Origin of the sequence: Segetibacter koreensis DSM 18137, from assembly GCF_000374045.1 — a bacterium.
Taxonomy (GTDB): domain Bacteria; phylum Bacteroidota; class Bacteroidia; order Chitinophagales; family Chitinophagaceae; genus Segetibacter; species Segetibacter koreensis.
Genome location: NZ_KB893322.1, coordinates 22304 through 47845, shown reverse-complemented (window position 1 = coordinate 47845; position 25542 = coordinate 22304). Strand labels below are relative to the sequence as shown.

The following is a 25542-nucleotide window of genomic DNA, read 5'->3' as shown; positions in this document are numbered from 1 at the left end:
TTTTCATTAAAAAAGTGATGAATGTAAAAAGTCGCGTTTCGATAATTGTTGTTCTAAATTTTCAATCATGCAGGAAGCTTACATTGTTGCAGCTTACCGTACGGCGGTTACAAAAAGTAAAAAAGGTGGTTTTCGCTTTACCCGGCCCGATGATTTAGCCATTGAAGTTATCAAAGGTCTTGTGGCATCAGTGCCACAACTGGAAGCGAGAAGGGTAGATGACGTAATTGTAGGAAATGCAGTGCCTGAAGCGGAACAAGGTTTACAGGTAGGGCGCATTATTGCTGCAAGAGCCTTAGGATATGAGGTGCCGGGAATGACAGTTAACCGGTATTGTGCAAGCGGGCTTGAAACAATAGCGATAGCCACAGCAAAAATTCGTATGGGAATGGCTGATTGTATTATTGCAGGCGGTGTAGAAAGTATGAGCATGGTGCCCACAGCAGGATGGAAGACAGTTCCCGCATTTTCAATTGCATCAGATGAGCCGGATTATTATCTGAATATGGGTTTGACAGCAGAAGCTGTTGCAAAAGAATATTCAATTAGCCGTAAAGATCAGGATGAATACAGTTTTCATTCACATGAAAAAGCTATAATGGCTATTGAAAAAGGCTATTTTAAACCAGGTATTTTGCCAATAACGGTAGATCAGGTTTATCTTAATGAAAAAGGAAAAAAACAAAAGAAAAGCTTTATAGTAGATACAGATGAAGGTCCTCGCCAGGATACAAGCCTGGATGCTTTAGCAAAGCTAAAGCCGGTATTTGCTGCTAACGGAGTAGTAACAGCTGGTAACTCATCCCAAACCAGTGATGGAGCGGCGTTTGTAATAGTAATGAGTGAAAAAATGGTAAAAGAATTGGCGTTAAAGCCAATTGGTCGTTTAGTGGCTTGTGCAAGTGCAGGCGTTCATCCAAGAATTATGGGCATTGGACCGGTAGCTGCAGTGCCAAAAGCTTTGCAGGCAGCAAACATGACAACCGGAGAGATTGACTTAATAGAACTAAATGAAGCATTTGCATCGCAGACTTTGGCTGTAATAAGAAAATTAGATTTACCGGCTGAAAAAGTAAATATAAATGGTGGTGCTATTGCACTTGGACATCCACTAGGTTGTACTGGATGTAAATTAACAATTCAGATTCTACATGATTTAAAGCGTCTTAATAAAAAATATGGCTTGGTAACGGCGTGTGTCGGCGGCGGACAAGGAATTGCAGGAGTAATTGAAAATTTATAAATTTCTACCGAATTTCTTCCTTTTGCGCACGCTTTAAATGAATAAGGATGGGAAAAACTGCTATTAGTAGATTTAAAATGAAGAAATTAACTCATGTTTCTTTCTCATCTTAAAAAAACATTAAATAAAATTAATTTTAAATAAAAAATATGATTCTTAAATAATCTTATATATCTTCGTAACTGCCTTAATGATCTTTACAGTTTCACAATAGTTCTCTGGACGTTTCAAGTAAATGTTTCTCTGTATATTGTTCACTGTGTTCATTATGGATTTTTATTTATTTTCTTTAATTTTTTACAAATGAACATTTACGTTGGGAACCTCAGTTGGACTATGACTGAGCAGGATTTAGCCGATTTATTCACTCCATTCGGCGAAGTAGTATCTTCAAAAATTGTTACTGACAAATTTAACGGTAACCGTAGCAAAGGTTTTGGTTTCGTAGAAATGTCTGATGATGAGGCAGGTCGTACTGCTATCAGCCAATTAAACGAAAGCGACATTATGGGTCGTAAAATTGTTGTTAACGAGTCACAACCACGTCCCAAAGACGGATCTGGCGGTGGATTTAAAAAGAGAAGCTTCGGCGAAGGCGGCGGTGGATTTAATCGTGGCGGAAGCGGCGGCGGTGGCGGTTTCAATCGCAATCGTGGCGGCGGAAGCAGCAGCGGTAGCGGTGGTGGTTACAACCGTTATTAATCCTTTAGAGCAAAAAAACTGTAAAGTCTGGCAATTGCCGGACTTTTTGCTTTTTAATAACTGTCTTGAATTTTATACGATAACTTCAAAAGTTTCACAGGAGTAATAATTTCCATTTCAATATATTTTTCACCTTTTTCTTGTAGCACGTACTAAGTTATTAGTCCATCAAACTCTTATTATTCTACAAAACATCAATTCCTAAAAGCTACCATCAATTCACTTTATAAGCTATTTTTTCATTTTTCTAGTATTATTAACGAAATGAATATTAGCTTATAAAACCATTGTATATAATATACTCATATTACCTTTGCACAAAATTTTTAACCAAGCATGGTTTATTTGACAAGATTAGAACATTTTAACGCAGCCCACAAGCTCTATAACCCAGCTTGGAGCAAGGAAAGAAATGAGGAGGTTTTTGGGGTATGTGCAAATGAAAACTGGCATGGGCATAATTTTGAGTTGTATATAACAATCAAGGGAGAAATTAATCCTGAAACAGGATTTCTATACGATGTTAAAAATTTAAGCAAGCTGATCCAGGAAAAGGTAATTAAGAGACTTGACCATAAAAATCTGAATATGGACGTAGATTTTTTGCAGGGGAAAATGTGTAGCACAGAGGTACTTGCTATGGAAATATGGAAACAACTTGACGGAAATTTGCCGGCTCATGTACAGCTACATTGTGTTAAATTGTATGAGACGCCTCGCATTTATGTTGAATATTTTGGGGATTGATTTTTATAGTTAAATATTTCTCTACTTAAAGTATCTTTTTGAAACTTCGCTTTTATGAATAAAAAAGTAGCCGTATATAGGAAAGAACATTTTAATGCTGCTCACCGGCTTCACAACTCCCAATGGGATGAAAACAAAAATAATTCGGTTTTTGGCAAATGTAATAATCCAAATTTTCACGGCCATAATTATGAGTTGATAGTAAAAGTGGTTGGAGAGCCTGATGCAGAAACAGGGTTCGTTATAGATCTTAAAGTGCTTAGTGAGTTGATCGAAGAGAATGTGCTTAGCCGGTTTGATCATAAAAATCTTAACCTCGATATAGCTGAGTTCCGCAATCTAAATCCTACTGCAGAAAATATTGCTATCGTGATATATAACATATTGCGGGAGAAATTGAACTTGGATTTGGAACTGCAGGTAAAGCTGTATGAAACAGAAAGAAATTTTGTAGAATATCCTGTCTATTAAACAAAAGTTGATAAAAATAGTAAAATAAATATGGCATATATAAGAAGGGAAGAGTATGAAGAGGATGTAACACAAGGCCTCATGAATAATTATCGTGAAACTCTTTCTCTTATTGGCGAAAATCCTGACAGAGAGGGTTTACTAAAAACGCCTGAAAGAATAGCAAAGGCAATGCAGTTTATGACGCAGGGATATCAGCAGGATGCTTTTGCAATTTTAAATTCTGCTAAATTTCATGAAGAGGTAAGTGAGATGATTGTAGTAAAAGATATAGAATTATATAGTATGTGCGAGCACCATATGTTACCTTTTTTTGGAAAAGCCCATATTGCATATATACCCAACGGCTGGATAACCGGTCTTAGTAAAATTGCCCGTGTTGTAGATGTTTTTTCAAGACGTCTGCAGGTACAGGAAAGACTAACTACTCAAATTCTGGATGCGATAGTAGAAACGCTTAATCCACTCGGAGCTGCGGTGGTAATAGAGGCTTCACATTTATGCATGATGATGAGAGGAGTGTCAAAACAAAATTCAGTTACAACAACCTCTGCCTTCCATGGGGAATTTGAAAAAAATACGACAAGAAGTGAATTTTTAAAACTGATTTCTTCAAAACTTCATTAACTGGCGCCTGCTTGTTTTAAATCTTTTTATTATTTTCATCATTGTTAAATTAAAAAAAACTGCCTTTGAAACATACTTACATTTTTCCTGGCCAGGGAAGCCAGTATACTGGAATGGGTAAAAGCTTATACGAAAATAGCCCAACAGCTAAAGAACTTTTTGAGCAAGCAAATCAAATATTAGGTTTCAGAATTTCAGACTTGATGTTTAATGGCTCAGAAGAAGATTTAAAGCAAACAAACGTTACACAACCTGCTGTTTTTTTGCATTCTGTAATTTCTTATTCAACTATTGCCAATCCAAAACCAGATATGGTTGCAGGACATTCTTTAGGTGAATTTTCAGCACTGGTAGCAAACAAAACTTTATCGTTTGAGGATGCATTGAAATTAGTAAGTATTCGTGCAAAAGCAATGCAAAGGGCTTGTGAACTTAGTCCTTCTACAATGGCTGCTATCCTTGGTTTAGACGATGCAAAAGTCGTTACAATTTGCACAGAAATACAGGAAGATACGGGAGAAGTTGTTGTTCCGGCTAATTTTAATTGCCCTGGCCAGCTGGTTATTAGCGGTAGTAAAAAAGGAATTGAAATAGCCTGTGAAAAAATGAAAGCTGCAGGAGCAAAGCGTGCATTGGTGCTGCCGGTGGGAGGAGCTTTTCACAGTCCCCTGATGAAGCCGGCGAAAGAAGAACTCGCATCGGCTATTGAGGCAACAAGGTTTGACGAAGCTATTTGTCCTATTTATCAAAATGTGGTGGCAAAAGCTGTAACAAGTTCAATGGAAATTAAAAGCAACCTAATAAATCAATTAACCGGGCCTGTTCGGTGGACGCAATCTGTACAGGCAATGGTAAGTGATGGTGCCACCCACTTTACAGAAGTCGGTCCCGGAAAAGTTTTACAAGGTTTGATAAGTAAGATTTTTAAGGATGCAATAGTAAATGGAGTTAGCTAATTTTATTAACAGTCAGCTACATTTATAAAAAAGTATCATTAGTTTAAGACGTTTCTATAAACCAAAATACTCTGACGGTAATATGGATTGAATAAACGCAGATGCACAAAGTAATTCAATCCATATTAAACATCTACGCTGCAATTGACCCATTCAGCGTCGAAAGATGCTTTTATTTTTTTGTAAAATTTTATTGCAAGTTCATTCCACTCAAGCACTTGCCAGACTATTCCGTTTAGTTGTTTTTCTTTAGCTTCTTTAAATAATTCATTAAACAGCAGTTGGCCAATTCCTTTACCCCGCATTTTTTCTGTTACCAATAGATCTTCAAGGTACATTCTCTGGCCTTTCCAGGTGCTGTAGCGTATGTAATACAACGCAAATGCCTGTACTACTCCTTCAAATTCGGCTACAAAAGCCCACCATACCGGGTTTTCTCCAAATCCGCTTTTTTCAAAGTGCTCAAGTGTTACAGCGACTTCTTCAGGCGCTCTTTCAAATACTGCCAGTTCCCGTATAAGTTCTAATATTCTTGGGCAATCTTCTTTTAAAGCTCGTCTGATTACAACTTCTTCCATGTAAATTTCTTTAGATATTTGTGTTACCAACAGGTAGGGGCTGGCAGGGTTATGCTTATCTTATAAAGTTGTAAATTTCATATAAATAATTGAAATACATTTATCAATATTAAGAGAAAGTTGAAATAAAAAAGCTACTAATGAAACAGGTGTTTGAGCAGTACGCAGCATACAATGTTTGGGCAAATCAAAGAATGATTGATACTATTTTGTCATTGCCTGAAGAAACTGTGAAAAGAACAGTCGAAAGCAGTTTTAGCAGTCTTTATCTTACACTTTTGCATATGTGGAATGCAGAAAGTGTATGGTGGCAGCGATTAAAGTTAGTTGAAACGGTTCAATCGGCAGGCAATACCCACCTCTCAATACAAGAAATCTCGGCTGGGTTAATGGGGCAATCCTCTCAATGGCCAGCCTGGATAGAAAAAAGTCCTTCTGGTGCGTTGGAGCATGAATTCATTTACCGGGACTCAAAAAGGCGCCAGTTTAAACAACCCGTTTATCAGATGCTATTGCATTTATTTAACCACGGTACTTATCATCGTGGCCAGCTTGTAACAATGCTCAGGCAATTAAACATAACAACAATTCCTGCTACTGATTTTATTGTTTTTACCAGGGGCAAATAGTATTGATGCCAAATGGGTAGATCAAACAGGTGAAGGCAATAACTATGATAAAAAAGCCGCAGAGAAGTTGTCTATGCGGCAATCAACATTATCATTATTAAACTTTAAAAATCAATTTTTCAAAAAATGCTAGCTCTTTCCATCATATGCCCATTTAATTAAAGTGGCACCCCAGGTAAAGCCACCGCCAAATGCAGCAAAAACGAGATTATCTCCTTTTTTTAGTTTGCTTTCCCAGTCCCACAGACAAAGTGGGATAGTGCCCGATGTAGTATTTCCATACCTCATTATATTTAGCATAACCTTTTCTGATGGTATTCCCATTCGGTTAGCTGTAGCATCTATTATTCTCTTGTTAGCCTGGTGAGGAACCAGCCAGGAAATGTCATCACCAGAAAGTTTATTTCTCTCCATTAATTCATAAGCGGCGTCAGCCATTCTAACAACAGCAAATTTAAAAACTGCCTGGCCTTCCTGGAAAATGTAATGCTCTTTAGCCACCACAGTTTCAATAGAGGCAGGTCTTTGTGAACCACCAGCTTTCATGTGTAGATATTTTCCACCTATTCCATCTGTTTTCAGGTTGCTGTCGAGAACCCCAAATCCTTCTTCACCCGGTTCTAATAAAACTGCACCTGCTCCGTCCCCAAATAATATGCAAGTGGTTCGGTCGCTGTAATCAGTTATTGCACTCATTTTATCGGCGCCTACTATCACAACCTTTTTATACCTGCCGCACTCAATGAGAGAGGCGCCCATAGTTAAACCAAATAAAAAACCTGAACAGGCAGCCCCTAAGTCGAAACTGAAAGCATTTTTTGCACCTACTTTTTCACTTATAATGTTTGCCGTGGCCGGAAAAAACATATCAGGTGTAACTGTACAGCAAATGATACAATCAATTTCCAGAGGATCTATTCCTCTTTTTTCAAGAAGGTTTTTTACTGCAGGGGCTCCCAGGTCAGAGGTTGCCTTACCTGCTCCCTTTAGAATTCTTCTCTCCTCTACACCTGTTCTTGTTTTTATCCACTCGTCCGTGGTATCCACCATTCGCTCCAGTTCTTTATTTGTTAACCTGTATTCCGGAACGTAGCCTCCAACACCAGTAATTACTGCGCTTATTTTTTTTGCCATCGCTTGCTTTAGAGTTTATTTCGCGCAAATCAAAAAAAATCAATCCTTTATTCTTCAATAATTTGCGGTGCGAAGTTAAGCGTATCTATCGTTTTTGACTTGAGGGTGTTAAAATAATATTTGAAAATACCGATTGATCTTTTATTTTTGATTGACGGCTAAACCTATTTGATGTGATCGCTTTTGTAAAAGGAAAGTTTATTTTTAAAAACCCGGCCCAGGTAATTGTGGATGTAAATGGTGTAGGGTATGAATGCCAGGTTAGTTTGCATACATACTCTGCAATAAGTAATAAAGAAAATGGGCAATTGTTCACTTATCTTCATATAACTGAAAATAACCAGACGTTATATGGTTTTTTTGAATTGTCAGAAAAAGAATTATTCATACAACTTATAAGTGTTTCAGGAGTTGGTGCAGCAACAGCGCGAATGATGTTGTCTGGTATGAAGCCTGATGAAATCATTAAAGCTATTGTACAAAGCAATGCACGGCTACTTGAATCTATAAAAGGAATTGGCAGAAAGACAGGAGAAAGACTGGTTTTAGAGTTAAAAGATAAATTAAGTAAGAACTTACAAGAGACAGTATTAACTGCTTCAGTAACAAATAAAGTAGAAAATGATGCTTTAAATGCATTAATTTCTTTAGGAATCCCCCGGCAAAACGCAGAAAAAGCAATTAAAAACGTTATAGATGTAAATGAGAGTTCTCTTCAATTGGAGGATCTCGTAAAAAAAGCGCTTAAAAATATTTAGCCTATACAGTTAATTGTACATAAACAGCTATAAGTTTTGATCAGTCCTAATTACCATTTTACTGCTGCAATCACGTTTTTATTTGTTTCTGCATTGTGGGCAACACATACTTATGCTCAGGATACTTCCGCAAGAAAAGCAAATGATACTACACGTTATCCTATTACAGACCGAATAGGAGATCCGTTTACCTATAATTCAAATAATCCTTTCGATTTTTCTGATACCTCATACATAAAGCGGGATATACAATATGATCCTAAAACAAAACAATATTACATTATTGAAAAAATAGGCAATTCTTATTATCGAACGCCTACATATTTATCGCTGGATGAAATGATGCGTTTTAAGGCAAGGCAGGCAGAGTCAGATTATTTCAGAAAGAGAGCCAACACACTTAGTATTTTAAACAGAAAAGTTGAAAGACCTAAGTTGTTTACTTATGATAAATTATTTGACCGCATTTTTGGCGTAGGTCCTAATGGATTGAAGGTAGACATTCGCCCACAGGGAAACGTAGACATACTGGCAGGTTACCAGGGACAAAACATTAAAAATCCCACGCTTCCGGAAAGCGCGCGTAAAAATGGTGGTTTCGACTTTGATATGAACTCTAATATCAATGTTATTGCTAATATAGGAGATAAACTTAAACTACCTATCAACTATAATACCCTTGCAAACTTTGATTTTGAAAATCAATTGAAACTGGATTATAAGGGAATGGATGATGAAATAATAAAATCAGTTGAAGCAGGCAATATCTCTTACAATTCTAAAGGAACATTAATTCCAAGTGCTCAAAGTCTTTTTGGAATAAAAACACAATTACAATTTGGTAAATTGTTTCTAACAGGCGTGCTTGCCACCCAAAAAGCACAACGGCAGACACTTGCACTGCAGGGGGGAGCCGCAGCTTCACAGTTTAATAAAAAACTGGATGATTATGAAGAAAACCGACATTTTTTATTAGGTGACTACTTCAGGGCAAATTATAATAAATCAATGCAGAGTTTACCTGTCGTAAACAGCCAGGTACAGATTATGCGCTTAGAGGTATGGGTTACTAACCGCACTGGTGCAACTACCGATACAAGAGATGTAGTGGGATTTATGGACTTGGGTGAAGGTGCCCCCTACAATACTAGTATTCAGGGTAATGGTGCCGGAAGCTTGCCTTCTAATGATGCAAATAATTTATACAGATCGTTAATAAGCAACCCCAGCATTCGCAACCCTGTTCTAATTAATTCTATATTAAGAGCGCGAAACCTGAACCCTGTAGAAGATTATGAAAAAACCTTTGCACGTAAACTAAGCCCGAATGAGTATTTTTTTAATCCTCAAATAGGTTTTGTTTCACTTAACCAGCAACTGCAGCCTGATGAGGTTTTAGGAGTCGCATATCAATATAGTTATAACGGTAAGATCTACCAGGTGGGGGAGTTTTCGCAGGATGTGACGTTAGATTCGACCCAGGGGGTTCAGAAGGTTTTGCTATTGAAATTGTTAAAAGCAACTTCACAGCGACCGCTACTGCCAATATGGAAATGGATGATGAAAAACGTTTATTCTCTTGATGTTCCGGGCATTCAACAGCAGGATTTTAAACTGAATTTATTATACCAGGAACCCAGCGGAGGCCTTAAGCGCTTTTTGCCTGAATCTTCACCTGCCGTGGAAGGAAGAACACTTCTCAGAATTTTAAATCTCGACCGTTTAAATAATCAAAACGACCCCATGCCAGATGGTGTATTTGATTTTGTAGAAGGTTTTACAGTTTTATCGCAACAGGGAAAAATAATTTTTCCTGTGTTAGAACCGTTTGGCCGAGATCTCGATACACTTGCCTTTGCCGGCCAGCCCTTGGCAATTAAAGAAAAATACGTTTACAAGCAGTTATATGACTCTATTAAAGCTATTGCTCAAACCTATGCTAATTTAAATCGTTATGTTATGCAGGGTTCCGGGAAAGGAAGTTCTTCTTCTGAAATATCTTTGGGTGCTTTTAATGTTCCCCCAGGTTCGGTTACTGTAACCTCTGGCGGACAGATTTTAAAAGAAGGCTTCGACTACAGTATTGATTATAACCTGGGAACAGTTAAAATTTTAAATGGGGCTATTTTAAACAGCGGGGTTCCGGTAAGCGTACAATTTGAAAACAATGCGGGATTTGGGACTCAGCAAAGAAGTTTTACAGGTTTACGTGCAGATTACCTTGCAAATAAAAAATTATCATTAGGAGCGAGTATGGTACGTCTTTCTGAAAGGCCCTACTTTACAAAAATGAATTATGGTGAGGACCCTATCAGAAACACAATGTATGGAGTTGACTTTAATTACAGAACCGAATCACAAAGCCTAACTCGTCTTCTTAATAAGCTTCCCTTTTTTAACAGCACCGCTATTTCTACCGTTAATGCTTATGGTGAGGCCGCTCTATTAAAACCCGGTCATCCTTCCCAGATTGGTTCGGGTAACCAGGGGTTGATATATGTTGACGATTTTGAGGGAACACGCAATAGCATTGACCTTCGTTTTCCTTTTATCTCGTGGGCGTTGGCCAGTACGCCACAGGGCAATGATTTGTTTCCCGAAGCAGCTTTAACTGATAGTATTGATTATAATAGAAACAGGGCAAAGCTGGCCTGGTATAATATAGAACCAATATTACAGGATAGAAACAGTGTGAATAATCCTATCAGGAAAAATGTAGCGGAATTAAGCGATCCTCGTGTAAGGGCAGTATTTAACCAGGAACTTTTTCCACAACGGACAAATAATCTTGGCGAGAATCAACTGGTTACTTTTGATCTTTCGTATTACCCTACTGACATCGGACCATATAACTATGACAACAGCCCCGACCAGGTTGATGCAAATGGCAAGCTGAAGAATCCTGCCCAACGTTGGGGAGGTATTATGCGTTCTATTGATCAAACTGATTTTGAAACAAGTAATGTAGAATTTGTAGAATTCTGGGTACAGGATCCCTTCATAAAAAAACCTAACAGCACGGGCGGTAAATTATATTTAAACCTGGGTTCTATAAGTGAAGACATTTTAAAAGACGGAAGACGTTTTTATGAGAATGGATTAAATTCTCCAAATCAGCCATCTGCTGTTGATAATACCTCAACCTGGGGAAAAACTCCTGTTAATCCTATACAGGTTACCCAGGCGTTTAGCAATGACCCCGCCGACAGACCTTACCAGGATGTTGGTCTCGACGGACTTGACAATGCTGGAGAAGCGGTTAAGCGCAGTGACTACCTAAATAAGGTATTAAATAATTTTGGACCGACTTCACCACTTTACGTACGGGCAAAACAAGATCCATCAAACGATGATTACCGCTGGTATCGTGATAATTCTTACGATGCTACAAATACGGGCATCCTTGGGCGGTACAAGAATTACAATAATCCACAGGGGAATTCCCCTATCTCTACGGGCAATTCTCAATTTAGTCCTGCAGCTACTTTGTATCCTGATAATGAAGACTTAAACCGTGATAATACATTAAATGAAACGGAAGAATATTATCAATATGGCATCGACCTAAAACCCGGAATGGATGTTGGCAATACCAAATACATAACGGACAGGCAAAGAATACCCATAAGATATGCAGACGGAAGCTCTGGCTCAGAAAACTGGTACCTGTTTCGTGTCCCTATAAAAGATTATGAGAAGAAAGTAGGAAATATTCCTGATTTTAAATCCATACGCTTTGTTCGTATGTTTCTTACCGGTTTTGAGGATTCTGTCGTTTTAAGGTTCGCACGGTTAGACCTTGTACGCAACCAATGGAGAACATTTGCTTTTAACCTCGACACTACAGGCAATTACGTGCAGGTGCCACCAAGCGGTAACACTACATTCAATGTGCTTGCTGTAAACCTTGAGGAGAATAGTAAGCGCCAGCCTGTTAACTATTTGATTCCTCCGGGCATAGAAAGAGTGCAGCAGTTAAGTAATAACGGTATCAATCTGCTTCAGAATGAACAGGCAATGAGTTATCAAATCCGTAACCTCCAAACAAAGGATATAAGAGCCGCTTTTAAAACAATGAATCTTGATATGCGGCAGTATGGACGATTAAATATGTTTGTGCATGCAGAAAGCGTGGTAGGAAGTCAGCCGATCCGGGATAATCAATTAAATGCCGTAATTCGTATTGGAAATGATTTTTTGAATAATTATTATGAGATAAAAATTCCGTTAAAGGTCACTAAACCTGGTAACTACTCAAATACAGATGCAGATCAGCGAAAAGTGTGGCCGGATAGTAATAACCTTGATTTCGACATACAAGACCTTGTTCAGCTAAAGATGCGCAGAAATAGTAATAGGCCGGATATAAGCAGTTATTACCAGGAAACCATTGGTAACAGGAAGTACGCAATAAAGGGAAATCCCAATCTTGGGGAAGTACAGGCTTTTTTGATCGGGGTTGAAAATACAGAACTTTCTGACGGAGTTCCTGCAGATGCAGAAGTTTGGATTAATGAACTTCGGCTGTCAAAATTAAATGAGAAAGGCGGTTATGCTGCTACCGGAAGAGTAGACGTTGCCCTTGCAGACCTTGGTACAGTTGCATTATCAGCAAATACCTATACTACAGGTTTTGGAACGCTCGAGCAACGGGTAAATGAACGCGCACGCGAAAACTTTATGCAGTACGATGCGGCGGCAAATCTTGAACTAGGAAGATTATTGCCTAAAAAATTCAATATTTCTATTCCGCTTTATGCAAGTATTAACCAGACAATACGTACTCCTGAGTACGACCCATATGATCTTGATATCAGGCTACAAGATAAATTGAAAGGCTTTTCAGGAAAAGAAAGAAGTGCTATCAAAAAAGCTGCTCTTGACAAAACAACTATCAAAACTGTTAATTTCACCAATGTAAGAGTAGCACCTACCGGTAAAACAAGACTTTGGAGCATTAGTAATTTCGATATTAGCTATTCATTTATTAAGTATGAGCAGGTCAGTCCGCTTATTAATAAAAATGATGTAATAAAACATCGTGGAGGCTTTGGCTATACCTACAATAATCAACCTGTTTTTTGGGAACCGTTTAAAAAATTCATTAAATCAAAATCAGCCTGGTATGCTTTAGTCCGTGATTTTAATTTAAATCCACAGCCTTCTTTATTAAGTTTCCGTGCAGATATTAACCGGCAATTTGGTGAGTTTGTACCGCGAATTGTAAACACCTTTGATAATAAGGTGGAAAGAGTAGACACTACTTATGACAAGTTTTTTACTTTTGACAGGTATTATAATTTGCGATGGGATCTGTCCAGATCTTTCAATCTGGATTTCTCTGCGGTAAATAATGCACGTGTTGACGAGCCTGAGGGAAGAATAGATACTAAGGCAAAAAAAGACACAATTATTAGAAATTTCTTTAGTGGAGGAAGAAATACATTGTATCAGCAAAGGGCGATAGCTAGCTATACTCTTCCATTGGCTAAATTGCCACTAACAGATTGGGTAACTGCCCGTTTTAGTTATACCACAACTTACAACTGGATTGGTGCAAGCAGGCTTGCGCTTAATCTTGGCAATACCATAGAAAACAGCCAGGAAAATAATGTAAATGGAGAATTTGATTTTGTACGATTATACGCGAAAAGCCGTTTTTTAAGAGCATTAGACCAGGTTCCTGACAGCACAAACAGAAATGTAAAACCTTCAGCAGACAGTACGGCAAATGCAAAACCCACGTCTTCTCTTCCGTCTAAGGAAGATGTGATAAAAGGATTGTCGGGCAAAGCTAAAAGAGTTGCGCTTCGTAAATGGAGAAAACAGCGTCGGGAAGAACGGCGGGCTGCACGTTTGCTTAGAGCCAATGAGCCGGTGGAAATGTCAGGAATTGCAAGAGCAGGCGGCCGTGTGTTAACCATGGTTAAAAGGGCTTCTGTTAACTATGGCGAAAACTATCGCAGTCGCATTCCTGGTTATACAGACAGTCCCAGGGCTCTCGGGCAAAACTGGAACAGCATGGCCCCCGGTCTTGACTTTGTTTTTGGAAAACAACCCGATACAAACTGGCTAAATGCAAAAGCAGCAAAGGGTTTAATAACACGCGATACTACATTGAATTTCATGTTCCGGCAAAGCATTGATCAAAAACTTAGCTTAACTGCTCAACTTGAGCCCGTCCGGGAATTTACCGTCGACCTAAACCTGGATAAAACTTATACGAAGGATTATAGTGAATTGTTTAAAGTTGTGACTGACAACGGTGATTTTCAACACCTAAGCCCACTGGCTACCGGCGGCTTTAATGTTTCTTATATTTCTTTTAAGACATTATTTACTAAAAATAAACCGACTGAAATTTCTACAACTTTTAGAAAATTTGAAGCCTACCGTCTCATTCTATCCGAACGTTTGGCAAAAAGCAATCCGTATCAAAAGGGAGACAGAAGTCAGGACGGATACTTTGTGGGTTATAACCGATATGCGCAGGATGTTTTAATCCCCGCTTTTATTGCAGCTTATTCCGGTCAGGATCCCAAAACTGTTGGCTTAATTAAACAGTCTAATCCAACTATTAAATCAAATCCTTTTAGTAATATTAAGCCAAAACCCAACTGGAGAGTTACTTATACAGGCTTAACCAGGATTCCTGCTCTTGCAACTACTTTTAGTGCTATCAGCATTACACACGCATATAATGCCAGTCTGGGTATGAATAGTTTCAACAGCGCTTTACTGTATCAGGATCCTTACAGGTATAGTGCTCCCGGCTTTATAGATTCGGTGTCAGGAAACTTTATTCCATATTTCCTTGTTCCAAACATTACCATCCAGGAGGCGTTTAGTCCTTTGATTGGTGTAGATATAACTACAGTAAGTCAGTTGACGGCCAGCTTTCAATATAAAAAGAGCAGGCAATTAAGCTTAAGCCTTATAGACTACCAGCTAAGTGAAGTAAATAGCACAGAGTGGACTTTCGGAGGCGGCCTCAGGAAACGCGGGTTTAACCTACCGTTCAAAGTCCCTTTTACAAAAAAGAAAAAACTCGACAACGATGTGAACTTCCGTCTAGACTTAAGCGTGAGAGACGATGCCACCAGCAATAGCCGGTTAGACCAGGATAATGCGTTTAGCACAGGCGGCCAAAAAGTAGTAAGCATTCAACCTTCAATAGACTATGTCTTAAATAACCGTGTTAATATTAAATTTTATTTTGACCAGCGAAAAGTGGTGCCTTATATATCAACTTCTGCACCTATTACAAATACCAGGGCTGGTGTTCAAATAAGAATTTCTTTAGCGCAATAATCATTTTTCTTTCAACGTACAAGAGCCCGCTTTGCGGGCTCTTGCCTTATGTAAAAATTTGTAAATAAGTTTGTAGATGTTGAAAATGTGGTTCATTTATGTTGTCAGCTTTTAGCCTCTTCAGATATCAGGTTTAGCAAAAGATGCGGTTAAAATTCCTGTTCAGCTAATTTCATTCGGTATTTTTGTTGGCAATTGTTATTTTGTACAAGTGTGCGACGCAAGGATGTTTGGAGGCGCGATAAAGCGTACTTCAAAAAAATAAAAACAGCTGATTAAGAAAGTATGTGTGGGATCGCAGGAATATTATCACCGGATGCAAGAATTGTGAGCAGGGGCCGATTGCAACTAATGACCAATGCAATACAGCACAGGGGTCCTGATGGTGAGGGATTCTGGTTAAATAGTGAAGGAACTGTTGGCTTTGGGCACAGACGTTTATCAATAATTGATTTGAGTGAAGCGGGTGCGCAACCAATGCATTACCTCGATAGGTATACGATTACCTATAATGGCGAAATATACAATTACCTCGAAATAAAGGCCAATTTGATTAAGAAAGGGTTCAGTTTCATTTCTCATAGTGATACTGAAGTCATTCTTGCTGCCTATGCCTGTTATGGCAAAGATTGTTTGCAGTATTTCGACGGCATGTTTGCGTTTGCTATTTGGGATAAGCGGCAGCAGGCATTGTTTTGCGCTCGTGACCGTTTCGGGGAAAAGCCTTTTTATTATCACTATTCTCAAACGAATAATGATTTTGTTTTTGCCAGTGAAATGAAATCTTTGTGGGCGGCCGGAGTACATAAAAAAATGGATAATGAGATGCTGCTGAACTATTTGACGTTGGGCTGGGTTCAAAGTCCTGTCAACAAGCAGCAGACTTTTTTTGAAGACATTGTTTCCCTTCCTCCATCCCATTACCTGTTTTATAAATTAGAAGAAGGCGGAGAGCCATATATAGAATTGAAAAGTTATTGGGATATTGATAAAGAGACTACAATAGAAGATCGTTCTGTTGATTTTATAAAACAAAATTTTATTGATTTATTTACTAATTCAATAAAGTATCGACTAAGAAGTGACGTATCAATTGGTTCAAGTATAAGCGGCGGTCTGGATAGTTCTTCCATTGTTGCTACAGTAAACAAGCTTTTGGGCGTCTCTTCAAAACAGAAAACTTTTTCGGCTGTCTTTCCAGGATTCGAAAAAGATGAATCAAGGCAAATTGAGGAGATAGTTAAACTTTTAAAAATTGAAAACTATAAAGTAACTCCTGCGGCAGATGATTTCATTAAGGATTTCAACAAATTGGTATATCACCAGGAAGAGCCTTTTCAGTCGTCAAGTATCTACGCCCAATATAAAGTGTATGAACTGGCAAAGCAAAAAGGTGTAACGGTTATATTAGATGGGCAGGGAGCAGATGAAACAATGGGCGGTTATTCAAAATATTACCACTGGTACTGGCAGGAAGAAATAGCTGGCGGCAGATGGAAAGAGGCAAAGCAAGAAATTGAAGCAGCAAAACGAAACGGTCAACATGTTAAGTGGGGCTGGAAGAATTATATAGCCGCTTTTCTACCACAGCTTGCGGCCAACCAGTTACGGAATAACTATCGCAAAAAGCAGTCAAACCATCCTGATATTACTTATGATTTCTTTTCATATAATTATGATAAGACAATATTTTTTAGGTCTGCTGTAACCAGCTTGAATGATATTTTATATTTTAATACAATGCAGTTTGGATTGGAAGAGTTATTGCGGTATGCCGACCGAAACTCAATGGCTCACTCGAGGGAAGTAAGGCTTCCATTTCTGAGTCATCAACTGGTTCAGTTTATTTTTAGTGTGCCTTCATTGTTTAAGATCAAAGAGGGTTTTACAAAGCATTTATTAAGGATAAGCATGAATGATTTCTTGCCGGCAACAATAGTGTGGCGAAAAGATAAAATAGGCTTTGAGCCACCGCAAAAACAATGGATGCAACATAAAAAAGTTGAAGAGTTGATTTATGAAAGCCGGAAGAAGTTAGTAAATAAAGGAATTTTGAAGCAAGAGATTTTACAGAAAAAGATTCGCCCTCAATCTGCTCACGAGGCTGATAATTTTGATTGGCGTTATTTATGTGTAGCACAATGTATGTAATTTGTATTGCACTAAATGCTACATCTTTGCAGCCTCTTTATAAAAAAAGTGTAACAATAAATTTTTATGAAACTTGCTACAAAAATTATTCATGCAGGAGCTGAGCCGGACCCTTCTACCGGAGCTATCATGACGCCCATATATCAAACTTCTACTTATGTTCAGGCGGCACCGGGGCAAAATAAAGGATATGAATACGCACGTTCTCAAAACCCAACACGAACAGCATTGGAGACTGCGCTCGCTGTGCTTGAAAATGCAAAATTCGGGTTAAGCTTTAGCAGTGGAGTGGCAGCGACAGATGCAGTTATTAAACTGTTGGCACCGGGTGATGAAGTAATTGCAAGTAATGATTTGTATGGTGGTTCCTATCGGCTATTTTCAAAGATTTTTCAAAAATTTGGTATTAAGTTTCATTATATAAATATGCACGATGCCAATCACGTTAGCGATTATATAAATGAAAATACGAAGCTTATATGGCTCGAAACGCCAACCAACCCTTTGATGAATATAACAGATATTGGGGCAGTTACAGAAATTGCGAAATCTAAAAATATATTGGTTTGTGTTGATAATACTTTTGCCTCGCCATATCTTCAAAATCCATTAGACTTTGGCGCCGATATGGTCATGCATTCAGCCACAAAATATCTTGGCGGTCACAGCGACGTCATTCATGGTTGCCTGATGATGAACGACCAGGAGCTGCGGGATAAGTTATATTTCATTCAAAAAAGCTGTGGAGCAGTACCTGGTCCGCAGGATTGTTTTCTTGTTCTTAGAGGTATAAAAACGTTGCACGTACGCATGCAGCGCCATTGCGAAAATGGCGAAAAAGTTGCTTATTTTCTTCGAAATCATTCAAAGGTCGAAAGAGTATACTGGTGCGGATTTGAAGATTTTCCTAATTACGAAATTGCTAAAAGGCAAATGCGTGGTTTTGGAGGAATGATGAGTTTTACTTTAAAGGACGACAGCACCGAAGCTGCATTTAAGGTATTGACTACAACGAAAATTTTTGCTTTGGCAGAGAGCCTGGGAGGCATAGAATCTCTTATTAATCACCCCGCAAGTATGACTCATGCTTCTATACCTAGGGAAGAAAGAATAAAAAATGGTTTATCAGACTCATTAATCCGGTTAAGTGTTGGTATAGAAGACGCAGATGACCTGATAGAAGACTTAAACCAGGCGATTGGATAATTGCCGAAAAAGAATAATTTGTATTAAAGCCGGTAATATTGCTGGCTTTAATACAGACTTAAAAAGTCTTAAAATAACGATTCACTACTTTTGCCTTTGTGAATGACCAGCTTAAAGACTTCCTCGACAGTAAAGTTGAGCAATATAATACACTAGCTTTTATCAAAGACGATCCAATATGTATTCCTCATCTTTTTACAAAGAAGCAAGACATAGAAATTTCCGCCTTATTTGCATCGATATTTGCCTGGGGCAACCGCACTATCATTATAAAAAAGTGCAAAGAACTTTTGCAAAGAATGGATGATGCGCCTTACGATTTTATACTAAACCATCACGATTCTGATTTAAAAAGATTATTGGGATTTAAACATCGGACTTTTAATGATACTGATCTTTTATACTTTATTCACTTCCTGCATTATCATTATAACTCAAACACATCGTTAGAAACAGCTTTTATAAACGGAATGACACAGGAGGATGAAACAACAGAAAATGCGCTGAATTATTTTTTTAAGTACTTTTTTTCTTTAGAAGATGCGCCGGCAAGAACAAAAAAACACATTGCTACGCCGGCTAAAAAAAGCACTTGTAAAAGATTAAATATGTTTCTGAGATGGATGGTGAGAAGAGACAATAAAGGAGTAGATTTTGGTATTTGGAAAAATGTTTCTCCTTCGCAGCTTGTTTGTCCCATTGATGTACATGTTGCCCGTGTTGCTTACCGTTTTAATCTTCTGCATCGAAATCAGGTTGACTGGTATGCTGGCATCGAACTTACAAATTACCTTCGTAAATTAGATGCTACTGATCCCGTTAAGTATGATTATGCTCTATTTGGCTTAGGTGTTATAGAAAAGTTTTAGTTAGCAAAAGGCTGCAAATGCATAAAAAAGAAATGATGGCAGAAAATGAAATAATTAAAGAAGTGGTGAACGAACTTCAAAAATTTCAATTCGAAATTTCTGCTGAAGTCGTTTCAATGAATGCATTTAAAAAACTGCTTTCTGACCACATTAATTATTTAATTACAAATGATTTTTCACGTCTTATTTCTGTTTTATATCGGCTAGACATTTCAGAAAAAAAATTAAAGGAACTATTAAAAAATTCAATAAATACATCTGCTGGAGATATCATTGCAGAAATGATAATAGAAAGACAGGCAGAAAAAATTAGAGCAAGAAAACTTTTTTCTGGTGATGATGGTGATTGTGATGAGGAAAAGTGGTAAAAAAGTTTTCTATAGCTGAAATATCAAATACAAAACATTTTTTTCTTACCCATTTATGATAGAGTTACCAGGAAACATAAAAAACAGTAGTATACTAACATCGGATATGCTTGAATTGCTATCTGGTATCGAAGAGCTTCCTGTGGTAGATCCTTCTTTTGACGATAATACACTCAAAAATATTTTTCAATATTATTCTCTCACGCCGGAAGAAATGGAAATTGAATTACATAGATATGCGGCAGAATTGTTGAAACAAAGAAAAGTTTATGAAGCATGGCAAGTTCTGCTTTCTTTATAGTAATATTCTTTTGTACTGCTAATCGTTCAACATCTAAAGCTTCTTTACATTGTTAAATCCCTAATTTTGCGCTTCTTCAAAATATTTTAATTATTATGAATCAGCATTTAAGTGAGCAGGAGCTAGTGAGGCGAGAAAAATTAGCAGAATTACAAAAATTAGGAATTGATCCTTATCCTGCCCCTCTGTATCCCGTTAATACTACTTCCGTACATATAAAAGAAAATTATAAGGGAGAAGAAAATAAAGCAGATTTTGCTGATGTGTGTATTGCAGGCCGTTTAATGAGCATACGCGATATGGGTAAAGCTGCTTTTGCCGTTATACAAGATAGCGCAGGCAAAATACAGATATATCTAAAACGCGATGAGATTTGTCCAGATGAAGACAAAACGCTGTACGACCAGGTCTGGAAGAAATTGCTCGATATAGGTGATATTATTGGAGTAAAAGGATACGTATTTACGACAAAGACCGGAGAAACTTCGATACATGTTAAGGAGTTTACTTTGCTAACAAAATCTTTAAAACCACTTCCGGTAGTAAAAGAAGCGGAAGGCCACACTTTTGATGCTGTTACTGACCCTGAATTTCGTTACAGGCAGCGTTACGCTGATTTGATTGTCAATCCTCACGTAAAGGAAGTATTCGTTAAGCGTACAAAACTTATGAATGCCATACGTGCGTTTCTTAATGAAAGAGGCGCCCTTGAAGTTGATACGCCTGTTTTGCAAAGCATTCCTGGTGGTGCGGCTGCCAAGCCTTTTATTACGCATCACAATGCATTGGATGTTCCTTTTTATATGCGTATCGCAAACGAGCTTTATTTAAAGCGTTTAATAGTAGGTGGATTTGATTGGGTATATGAATTTAGCCGCAACTTCAGAAACGAAGGGATGGACAGAACACACAATCCAGAATTTACCGTTTTGGAGTTTTATACTGCTTATAAAGATTACGAGTGGATGATGAATATTACCGAGCAGCTAATGGAAAAGATAGCCGTTGCTGTAAATGGTACTACAAAAGCAATGGTAGGCGATATAGAAATTGACTTTAAGGCGCCCTATCCTCGTGTAAGTATTTACGATGCGATTAAAGAACATACGGGCATTGACGTGAGTGAAATGGATGAAAACGGCTTAAGAGATGTTTGCAGGCAACTGCATATTCACACCGAGCCAAGCATGGGAAAGGGCAAGCTGATTGATGAATTGTTTAGTGAAAAAGGCGAGGAGCATTATAATCAACCTACGTTTATTATAGATTATCCTGTTGAGATGAGCCCGCTTACAAAAAAGCATCGTAGCAAAGCTGGGCTTGTTGAGCGTTTTGAATTATTGGTAAATGGAAAAGAAATTGCCAATGCATATACAGAATTAAATGACCCTATAGACCAGCGAGAACGTTTTGAAGACCAGGTAAAACTGATGGAAAGAGGAGATGATGAAGCAATGTTTATAGATTATGATTTTTTGCGTGCATTAGAGTATGGAATGCCACCAACATCTGGTATTGGTATAGGAATAGACAGGTTATGTATGCTATTGACAAATCAGCCATCAATACAAGATGTCTTGTTGTTCCCTCAAATGCGGCCTGAAAAAATGGATGAAGCAAAAACTGAAGAATAAACTTAAACCAAGTTTTAAAAATTAAGCTAAATCTTTAAAGAAGATTGAAAAAGATAAAATTTTTTCAGTCTTCTTTTTTGAAGCTTAATTTTAAAAAAGGCGTTTTAATAAGGGCTTGAAAACTTGGAATAAATAAAATGTTATTACACAAATAAATCCTGGTAAAGTTTTCCTCCTTCTGTTACAGCATATTTACTTAAATCGGTTATTCCCTCCGAAGCTAAAACTTCTTCATCAATAAAAGTGTTTCCGGTACATTCGGTTGATGGTTTTCTCAAAATGTAATAAGCCGCATCAGCTATTATTTCCGGCTTGCGACTCATTTTTATAAGTGCGTCTCCACCTAAAAGATTTTTAACAGCCGCAGTTGCTATGGTTGTTTTAGGCCACAAAGAATTGGCGGCTATATTGTATTTTTTTAATTCTGCTGCCAGTCCCAACGCTATCATTGTCATGTTGTATTTGCTTATGGTATATGCAACATGAGAGGCAAACCATTTTGGGTTTAGATTAATTGGCGGAGATAAATTTAAGATATGAGAATTTGTTCCTTTTTTTAAATAAGGAATACAAGACTTGCTGACAAAAAAAGTTCCTCTTACATTTATATCGTGCATCAGGTCAAATCGTTTGGTATCTGTTTGCTCCGTTGGTGTTAATGATATAGCTGAGGCATTATTCACTAATATATCAATGCCGCCAAATTTTTCGACCGCCTCATTCACTGCATTTTGTATCTGTATTTCATCGCGTATATCGCATTGCACTGGTAAAGCTTTACCGCCTGCTGCTTCTACTTCAGCAGCGGCAGTATAAATAGTTCCGCCAAGTTTTGGATTTTCTTCTGTGCTTTTTGCCGCAATAACAATGTTAGCACCGTCAGCAGCAAGTCGCAATGCAATAGCTTTTCCAATGCCCCGGCTTGCGCCGGTTATAAAAGCAGTTCTGTTTTGAAAGGACATGGCAAACAATTTATACTGTAATTTAAAGTAACAATTAATGCCTTAAAAAGTTTTAAGTAAATTAGATGAATGAAAACATAAGTAAATCAGCAGGAAAAGGAATGCATGTTGAATAATTTGAACAAATAATCCGATTACTAACAATGGCCAGCAGATTTTTAACCAGGCTTTTAATAACTACTGTTGCTGCACTTTTAGCATCTTACTTACTTTCAGGAGTGCATATAAATAGTATTGGCACTGCTTTCATTCTTGCACTTGTATTAGCTTTTCTTAATAATGTCATTAAGCCTATTCTTATTTTTCTCACTCTTCCCATTACTATTATCACATTAGGTTTATTTCTTATTGTTATAAATGTCCTTATTATAAAATGGGCTTCCGATCTGGTACCCGGATTTCGCGTCGACGGATGGTGGCCGGCACTTTTATTTAGCTTATTAGTTTCAATTGTTACTTCTTTAATTGAAGGTTTGACAGGCGGTGATGGAAAATAATAAAGATTGCACTATGTTTTTTGACCGTAAAAATATTCCACCACAATTGCTGTGGCAATTGTACAAAAATCTATTACTATCAAGACTTATCGAAGAAAAAATGCTGGTGCTGTTACGCCAGGGTAAAATAAGTAAATGGTTTAGCGGCATAGGTCAGGAAGCTATTTCTGTTGGCGCAACCCTTGCGATGCAGAACGACGAATGGATTATGCCCTTGCATAGAAACCTGGGCGTTTTTACTTCGCGCAACATGCCTTTGCACAAATTGTTTATGCAATGGCAAGGCAACAAAAATGGCTATAGTAAAGGCCGGGAAAGAAGTTTTCATTTCGGTTCTAAAGAACATTTTATCTGCGGAATGATATCACATTTAGGTCCACAACTTGCCATTGCAGACGGAGTTGCTTTAGCGTATAAATTGAAAAAAGAAAAAAAGGTATCGCTTGCTTTTACAGGAGATGGCGGCACAAGTGAAGGTGATTTTCATGAGGCATTGAACGTTGCGGCAGTATGGGATCTTCCGGTAATTTTCGTAATAGAAAATAATGGTTATGCGTTAAGTACCCCTGTTCACGAGCAATACAGATGCGACGGTCTGGTAGACAAAGCAAGGAGTTATGGAATGGAAGGTGTAAGAATAGAGGGAAACAATGTTTTGGAGGTCTATGACACTATTCACGGAGTAAGGGAATATTGCATCAGAAAACAAAAGCCCTACCTGGTAGAATGTATGACCTTTAGAATGAGGGGCCACGAGGAAGCAAGTGGAATAAAGTATGTACCTGAAAAACTTTTTGAAGAATGGGCCGAAAAAGACCCGATAAAAAGATATGAAGAATATCTTTTGTCACAACAACTGTTTCTGCCCGATGAGATTGAGAATGTAAAAACGGAAATTAGAAAATATATAGAGAAAGAATTATCAATAGGTTTTCATGCAACAGCAATGGCTGTAGATACCAGCGAGGAGTTACATGATGTATTCTATTCATCTTTACCAAAAAAAACAAAATCTTCTGTTCATAAGCATATTCGCAAATCTGAAACTTCTTCCGGTTCCCATGTTGTACGTGATATTCGTTTTGTGGATGCCATACGCGAAGGTTTGCAGCAATCGATGCGGAACAATGATAACCTTGTCTTGATGGGACAAGATATTGCAGACTATGGAGGAGTTTTTAAAGTAACCGAAGATTTTGTAAATGAATTTGGAAAAGAAAGAGTGCGAAATACACCTTTATGCGAAAGTGCAATTGTTGGTGCAGCATTGGGTCTAAGCCTCGAAGGATTTAAGAGCGTCATGGAAATGCAGTTTGCAGATTTTGTTTCTGTTGGCTTTAACCAGGTAGTAAATAACCTTGCAAAAATTCATTACCGGTGGGGACAAAACGCTGACGTTGTCATTCGAATGCCTACAGGAGGAACTGTAAATGCAGGGCCGTTTCATAGCCAAAGTAATGAGGCGTGGTTTATACATACGCCGGGACTGAAAGTAGTTTATCCTTCAACTCCGGCTGATGCCAAAGGGTTAATAATTGCTGCTATCAATGACCCAAATCCTGTCATATTTTTTGAACATAAGGCGTTATACAGAAAAATAACCGGTGACGTAGATGAAGTATATTTTGAAACCGAAATAGGTAAAGCTCGGCAGGTGTGCGAAGGAAATGATATTTCTATAATCACTTACGGGCTTGGAGTTCATTGGGCTCTTGATTATGCTGCACAACATTCCGAAGTTTCCTTCGATGTTCTTGATCTCAGAACTTTATTACCTCTTGATTACGATGCCATAAAGGCTTCTGTCAACCATACTGGAAAAGTGCTTGTACTGCATGAAGATACATTAACAGGTGGCGTAGGCGGCGAAATAAGTGCATGGATTTGTGAACACTGTTTTGAGCTATTAGATGCTCCGGTAATGCGATGTGCTTCATTAGATACACCTGTTCCTTTTAATGCGGAGTTAGAAAAAAATTTTATGGCCGACAGCCGCTTGCATAGTTACATTCAAAAGCTGTTGAATTATTAAGGAAGATTATTTGCAAAAGTTTTTTTGAAATGAGAAAGGTGAATGTAAAGCCCTGAAATCTAATAGAAATTGAGTTGTTTTTTGAGTGAGCTGCATAAGCTTAAATTATAAATTCAATAAGATTTTACTAAGCTTTTTATTTTTTTACATTTATTCCGAATTTTTTTTTCTTAAAATAGTTTCAGTTTTTGATAAATATTAGTAGGATTCTTTATTGTTAAATTAATAACTTGCCGCATCAATATTTTTTTCTTTATTTAAAATGTAGATATGCCTGCCATTTCTTCACATTACGTTTGCATAACCGATAGTAGTATACATTCTGAAACGAAAAATGTCTTAATCAAAATTGAAATTTACAATAAT

Annotated in this window: 20 protein-coding genes; 17 read left to right on the top strand and 3 right to left on the bottom strand. The window is 37.8% G+C overall.

The window, feature by feature from the left end:
- Positions 1-67: 67 nt before the first annotated feature.
- The 6 genes from B154_RS0109260 (at position 68) to fabD (ending at position 4746) form a co-directional block, all read left to right on the top strand.
- Positions 68-1243 (top strand): thiolase family protein, encoded by a 1176-nt coding sequence (locus tag B154_RS0109260; protein ID WP_018613662.1) that lies wholly within the window; start codon positions 68-70, stop codon positions 1241-1243.
- 303 nt (positions 1244-1546) lie between these two features.
- Complete coding sequence (locus tag B154_RS0109255; RefSeq protein ID WP_026260072.1) at positions 1547-1945, top strand: RNA recognition motif domain-containing protein; 399 nt, start codon at positions 1547-1549, stop codon at positions 1943-1945.
- Between the two features lie 336 nt (positions 1946-2281).
- Positions 2282-2692: a 6-pyruvoyl trahydropterin synthase family protein gene (locus B154_RS0109250; protein ID WP_018613659.1), complete on the top strand. Its 411-nt coding sequence runs from the start codon at positions 2282-2284 to the stop codon at positions 2690-2692.
- A 54-nt stretch (positions 2693-2746) separates the two neighbouring features.
- Positions 2747-3163, top strand: a complete 417-nt coding sequence (locus tag B154_RS0109245; protein WP_018613657.1) for a 6-pyruvoyl trahydropterin synthase family protein — start codon at positions 2747-2749, stop codon at positions 3161-3163.
- A 30-nt stretch (positions 3164-3193) separates the two neighbouring features.
- Positions 3194-3790, top strand: a complete 597-nt coding sequence (gene folE, locus B154_RS0109240; RefSeq protein WP_018613655.1) for a GTP cyclohydrolase I FolE — start codon at positions 3194-3196, stop codon at positions 3788-3790.
- A gap of 65 nt (positions 3791-3855) precedes the next feature.
- Positions 3856-4746 (top strand): ACP S-malonyltransferase, encoded by an 891-nt coding sequence (gene fabD, locus B154_RS0109235; protein WP_018613653.1) that lies wholly within the window; start codon positions 3856-3858, stop codon positions 4744-4746.
- Between the two features lie 125 nt (positions 4747-4871).
- Here fabD and B154_RS0109230 read toward each other — a convergent pair whose 3' ends face one another.
- The gene (locus B154_RS0109230) at positions 4872-5324 is read right to left on the bottom strand and encodes a GNAT family N-acetyltransferase (RefSeq protein ID WP_018613651.1); all 453 of its coding nucleotides are present in this window, start codon (positions 5322-5324) and stop codon (positions 4872-4874) included.
- 140 nt (positions 5325-5464) lie between these two features.
- Here B154_RS0109230 and B154_RS0109225 point away from each other — a divergent pair, with 140 nt between their 5' ends.
- Positions 5465-5953, top strand: coding sequence for a DinB family protein (locus B154_RS0109225; RefSeq protein WP_018613649.1), 489 nt, complete (start codon positions 5465-5467; stop codon positions 5951-5953).
- 129 nt (positions 5954-6082) lie between these two features.
- Here the strand turns inward: B154_RS0109225 and B154_RS0109215 are convergent, their stop codons facing one another.
- Positions 6083-7087, bottom strand: coding sequence for a beta-ketoacyl-ACP synthase III (locus B154_RS0109215; protein WP_018613645.1), 1005 nt, complete (start codon positions 7085-7087; stop codon positions 6083-6085).
- A gap of 173 nt (positions 7088-7260) precedes the next feature.
- On the opposite strand from B154_RS0109215, the gene ruvA reads away from it, so the two are divergent.
- The 8 genes from ruvA to lysS all read left to right on the top strand — a co-directional run bounded on the left by ruvA (position 7261) and on the right by lysS (position 21685).
- Positions 7261-7845 (top strand): Holliday junction branch migration protein RuvA, encoded by a 585-nt coding sequence (gene ruvA, locus B154_RS0109210; RefSeq protein WP_018613643.1) that lies wholly within the window; start codon positions 7261-7263, stop codon positions 7843-7845.
- A 36-nt stretch (positions 7846-7881) separates the two neighbouring features.
- A complete protein-coding gene (sov, locus tag B154_RS0109205; RefSeq protein ID WP_018613641.1) occupies positions 7882-15156 on the top strand; it encodes a T9SS outer membrane translocon Sov/SprA in 7275 nt (2424 codons plus the stop codon).
- A gap of 285 nt (positions 15157-15441) precedes the next feature.
- Entirely contained in the window at positions 15442-17307 is a 1866-nt protein-coding gene (gene asnB / locus B154_RS0109200; RefSeq protein WP_018613639.1) for an asparagine synthase (glutamine-hydrolyzing), read from the top strand.
- A 66-nt stretch (positions 17308-17373) separates the two neighbouring features.
- A complete protein-coding gene (locus B154_RS0109195; protein WP_018613638.1) occupies positions 17374-18513 on the top strand; it encodes a cystathionine gamma-synthase in 1140 nt (379 codons plus the stop codon).
- A 98-nt stretch (positions 18514-18611) separates the two neighbouring features.
- Entirely contained in the window at positions 18612-19382 is a 771-nt protein-coding gene (locus tag B154_RS0109190) for a TIGR02757 family protein (RefSeq protein WP_018613637.1), read from the top strand.
- Between the two features lie 17 nt (positions 19383-19399).
- Positions 19400-19750, top strand: a complete 351-nt coding sequence (locus tag B154_RS30635; protein ID WP_018613635.1) for a hypothetical protein — start codon at positions 19400-19402, stop codon at positions 19748-19750.
- Between the two features lie 55 nt (positions 19751-19805).
- Complete coding sequence (locus tag B154_RS0109180; RefSeq protein ID WP_018613633.1) at positions 19806-20051, top strand: hypothetical protein; 246 nt, start codon at positions 19806-19808, stop codon at positions 20049-20051.
- 95 nt (positions 20052-20146) lie between these two features.
- Positions 20147-21685, top strand: coding sequence for a lysine--tRNA ligase (gene lysS, locus B154_RS0109175; RefSeq protein WP_018613630.1), 1539 nt, complete (start codon positions 20147-20149; stop codon positions 21683-21685).
- Positions 21686-21828: 143 nt separating this feature from the next.
- On the opposite strand, the gene B154_RS0109170 is transcribed toward lysS, so the two are convergent.
- Positions 21829-22647, bottom strand: coding sequence for an SDR family oxidoreductase (locus tag B154_RS0109170; RefSeq protein WP_018613629.1), 819 nt, complete (start codon positions 22645-22647; stop codon positions 21829-21831).
- A gap of 143 nt (positions 22648-22790) precedes the next feature.
- On the opposite strand from B154_RS0109170, the gene B154_RS0109165 reads away from it, so the two are divergent.
- Both B154_RS0109165 and B154_RS0109160 read left to right on the top strand, forming a co-directional pair.
- Complete coding sequence (locus tag B154_RS0109165; protein WP_018613627.1) at positions 22791-23144, top strand: phage holin family protein; 354 nt, start codon at positions 22791-22793, stop codon at positions 23142-23144.
- Positions 23134-25176: an alpha-ketoacid dehydrogenase subunit alpha/beta gene (locus B154_RS0109160; protein WP_018613624.1), complete on the top strand. Its 2043-nt coding sequence runs from the start codon at positions 23134-23136 to the stop codon at positions 25174-25176. Before B154_RS0109165 ends, B154_RS0109160 begins: the two co-directional genes overlap by 11 nt.
- Positions 25177-25542: the final 366 nt, after the last annotated feature.

Coding starts and splice junctions, on each gene's coding strand:
- B154_RS0109215 (WP_018613645.1), bottom strand. CDS start 7,087: ATGGCAAAAAAAATAAGCGCAGTAATTACTGGTGTTGGAGGCTACGTT.
- B154_RS0109165 (WP_018613627.1), top strand. CDS start 22,791: ATGGCCAGCAGATTTTTAACCAGGCTTTTAATAACTACTGTTGCTGCA.
- B154_RS0109260 (WP_018613662.1), top strand. CDS start 68: ATGCAGGAAGCTTACATTGTTGCAGCTTACCGTACGGCGGTTACAAAA.
- lysS (WP_018613630.1), top strand. CDS start 20,147: ATGAATCAGCATTTAAGTGAGCAGGAGCTAGTGAGGCGAGAAAAATTA.
- B154_RS0109195 (WP_018613638.1), top strand. CDS start 17,374: ATGAAACTTGCTACAAAAATTATTCATGCAGGAGCTGAGCCGGACCCT.
- B154_RS0109230 (WP_018613651.1), bottom strand. CDS start 5,324: ATGGAAGAAGTTGTAATCAGACGAGCTTTAAAAGAAGATTGCCCAAGA.
- B154_RS0109170 (WP_018613629.1), bottom strand. CDS start 22,647: ATGTCCTTTCAAAACAGAACTGCTTTTATAACCGGCGCAAGCCGGGGC.
- B154_RS30635 (WP_018613635.1), top strand. CDS start 19,400: ATGCATAAAAAAGAAATGATGGCAGAAAATGAAATAATTAAAGAAGTG.
- B154_RS0109245 (WP_018613657.1), top strand. CDS start 2,747: ATGAATAAAAAAGTAGCCGTATATAGGAAAGAACATTTTAATGCTGCT.
- B154_RS0109160 (WP_018613624.1), top strand. CDS start 23,134: ATGGAAAATAATAAAGATTGCACTATGTTTTTTGACCGTAAAAATATT.
- B154_RS0109250 (WP_018613659.1), top strand. CDS start 2,282: ATGGTTTATTTGACAAGATTAGAACATTTTAACGCAGCCCACAAGCTC.
- folE (WP_018613655.1), top strand. CDS start 3,194: ATGGCATATATAAGAAGGGAAGAGTATGAAGAGGATGTAACACAAGGC.
- asnB (WP_018613639.1), top strand. CDS start 15,442: ATGTGTGGGATCGCAGGAATATTATCACCGGATGCAAGAATTGTGAGC.
- B154_RS0109180 (WP_018613633.1), top strand. CDS start 19,806: ATGATAGAGTTACCAGGAAACATAAAAAACAGTAGTATACTAACATCG.
- B154_RS0109255 (WP_026260072.1), top strand. CDS start 1,547: ATGAACATTTACGTTGGGAACCTCAGTTGGACTATGACTGAGCAGGAT.
- B154_RS0109225 (WP_018613649.1), top strand. CDS start 5,465: ATGAAACAGGTGTTTGAGCAGTACGCAGCATACAATGTTTGGGCAAAT.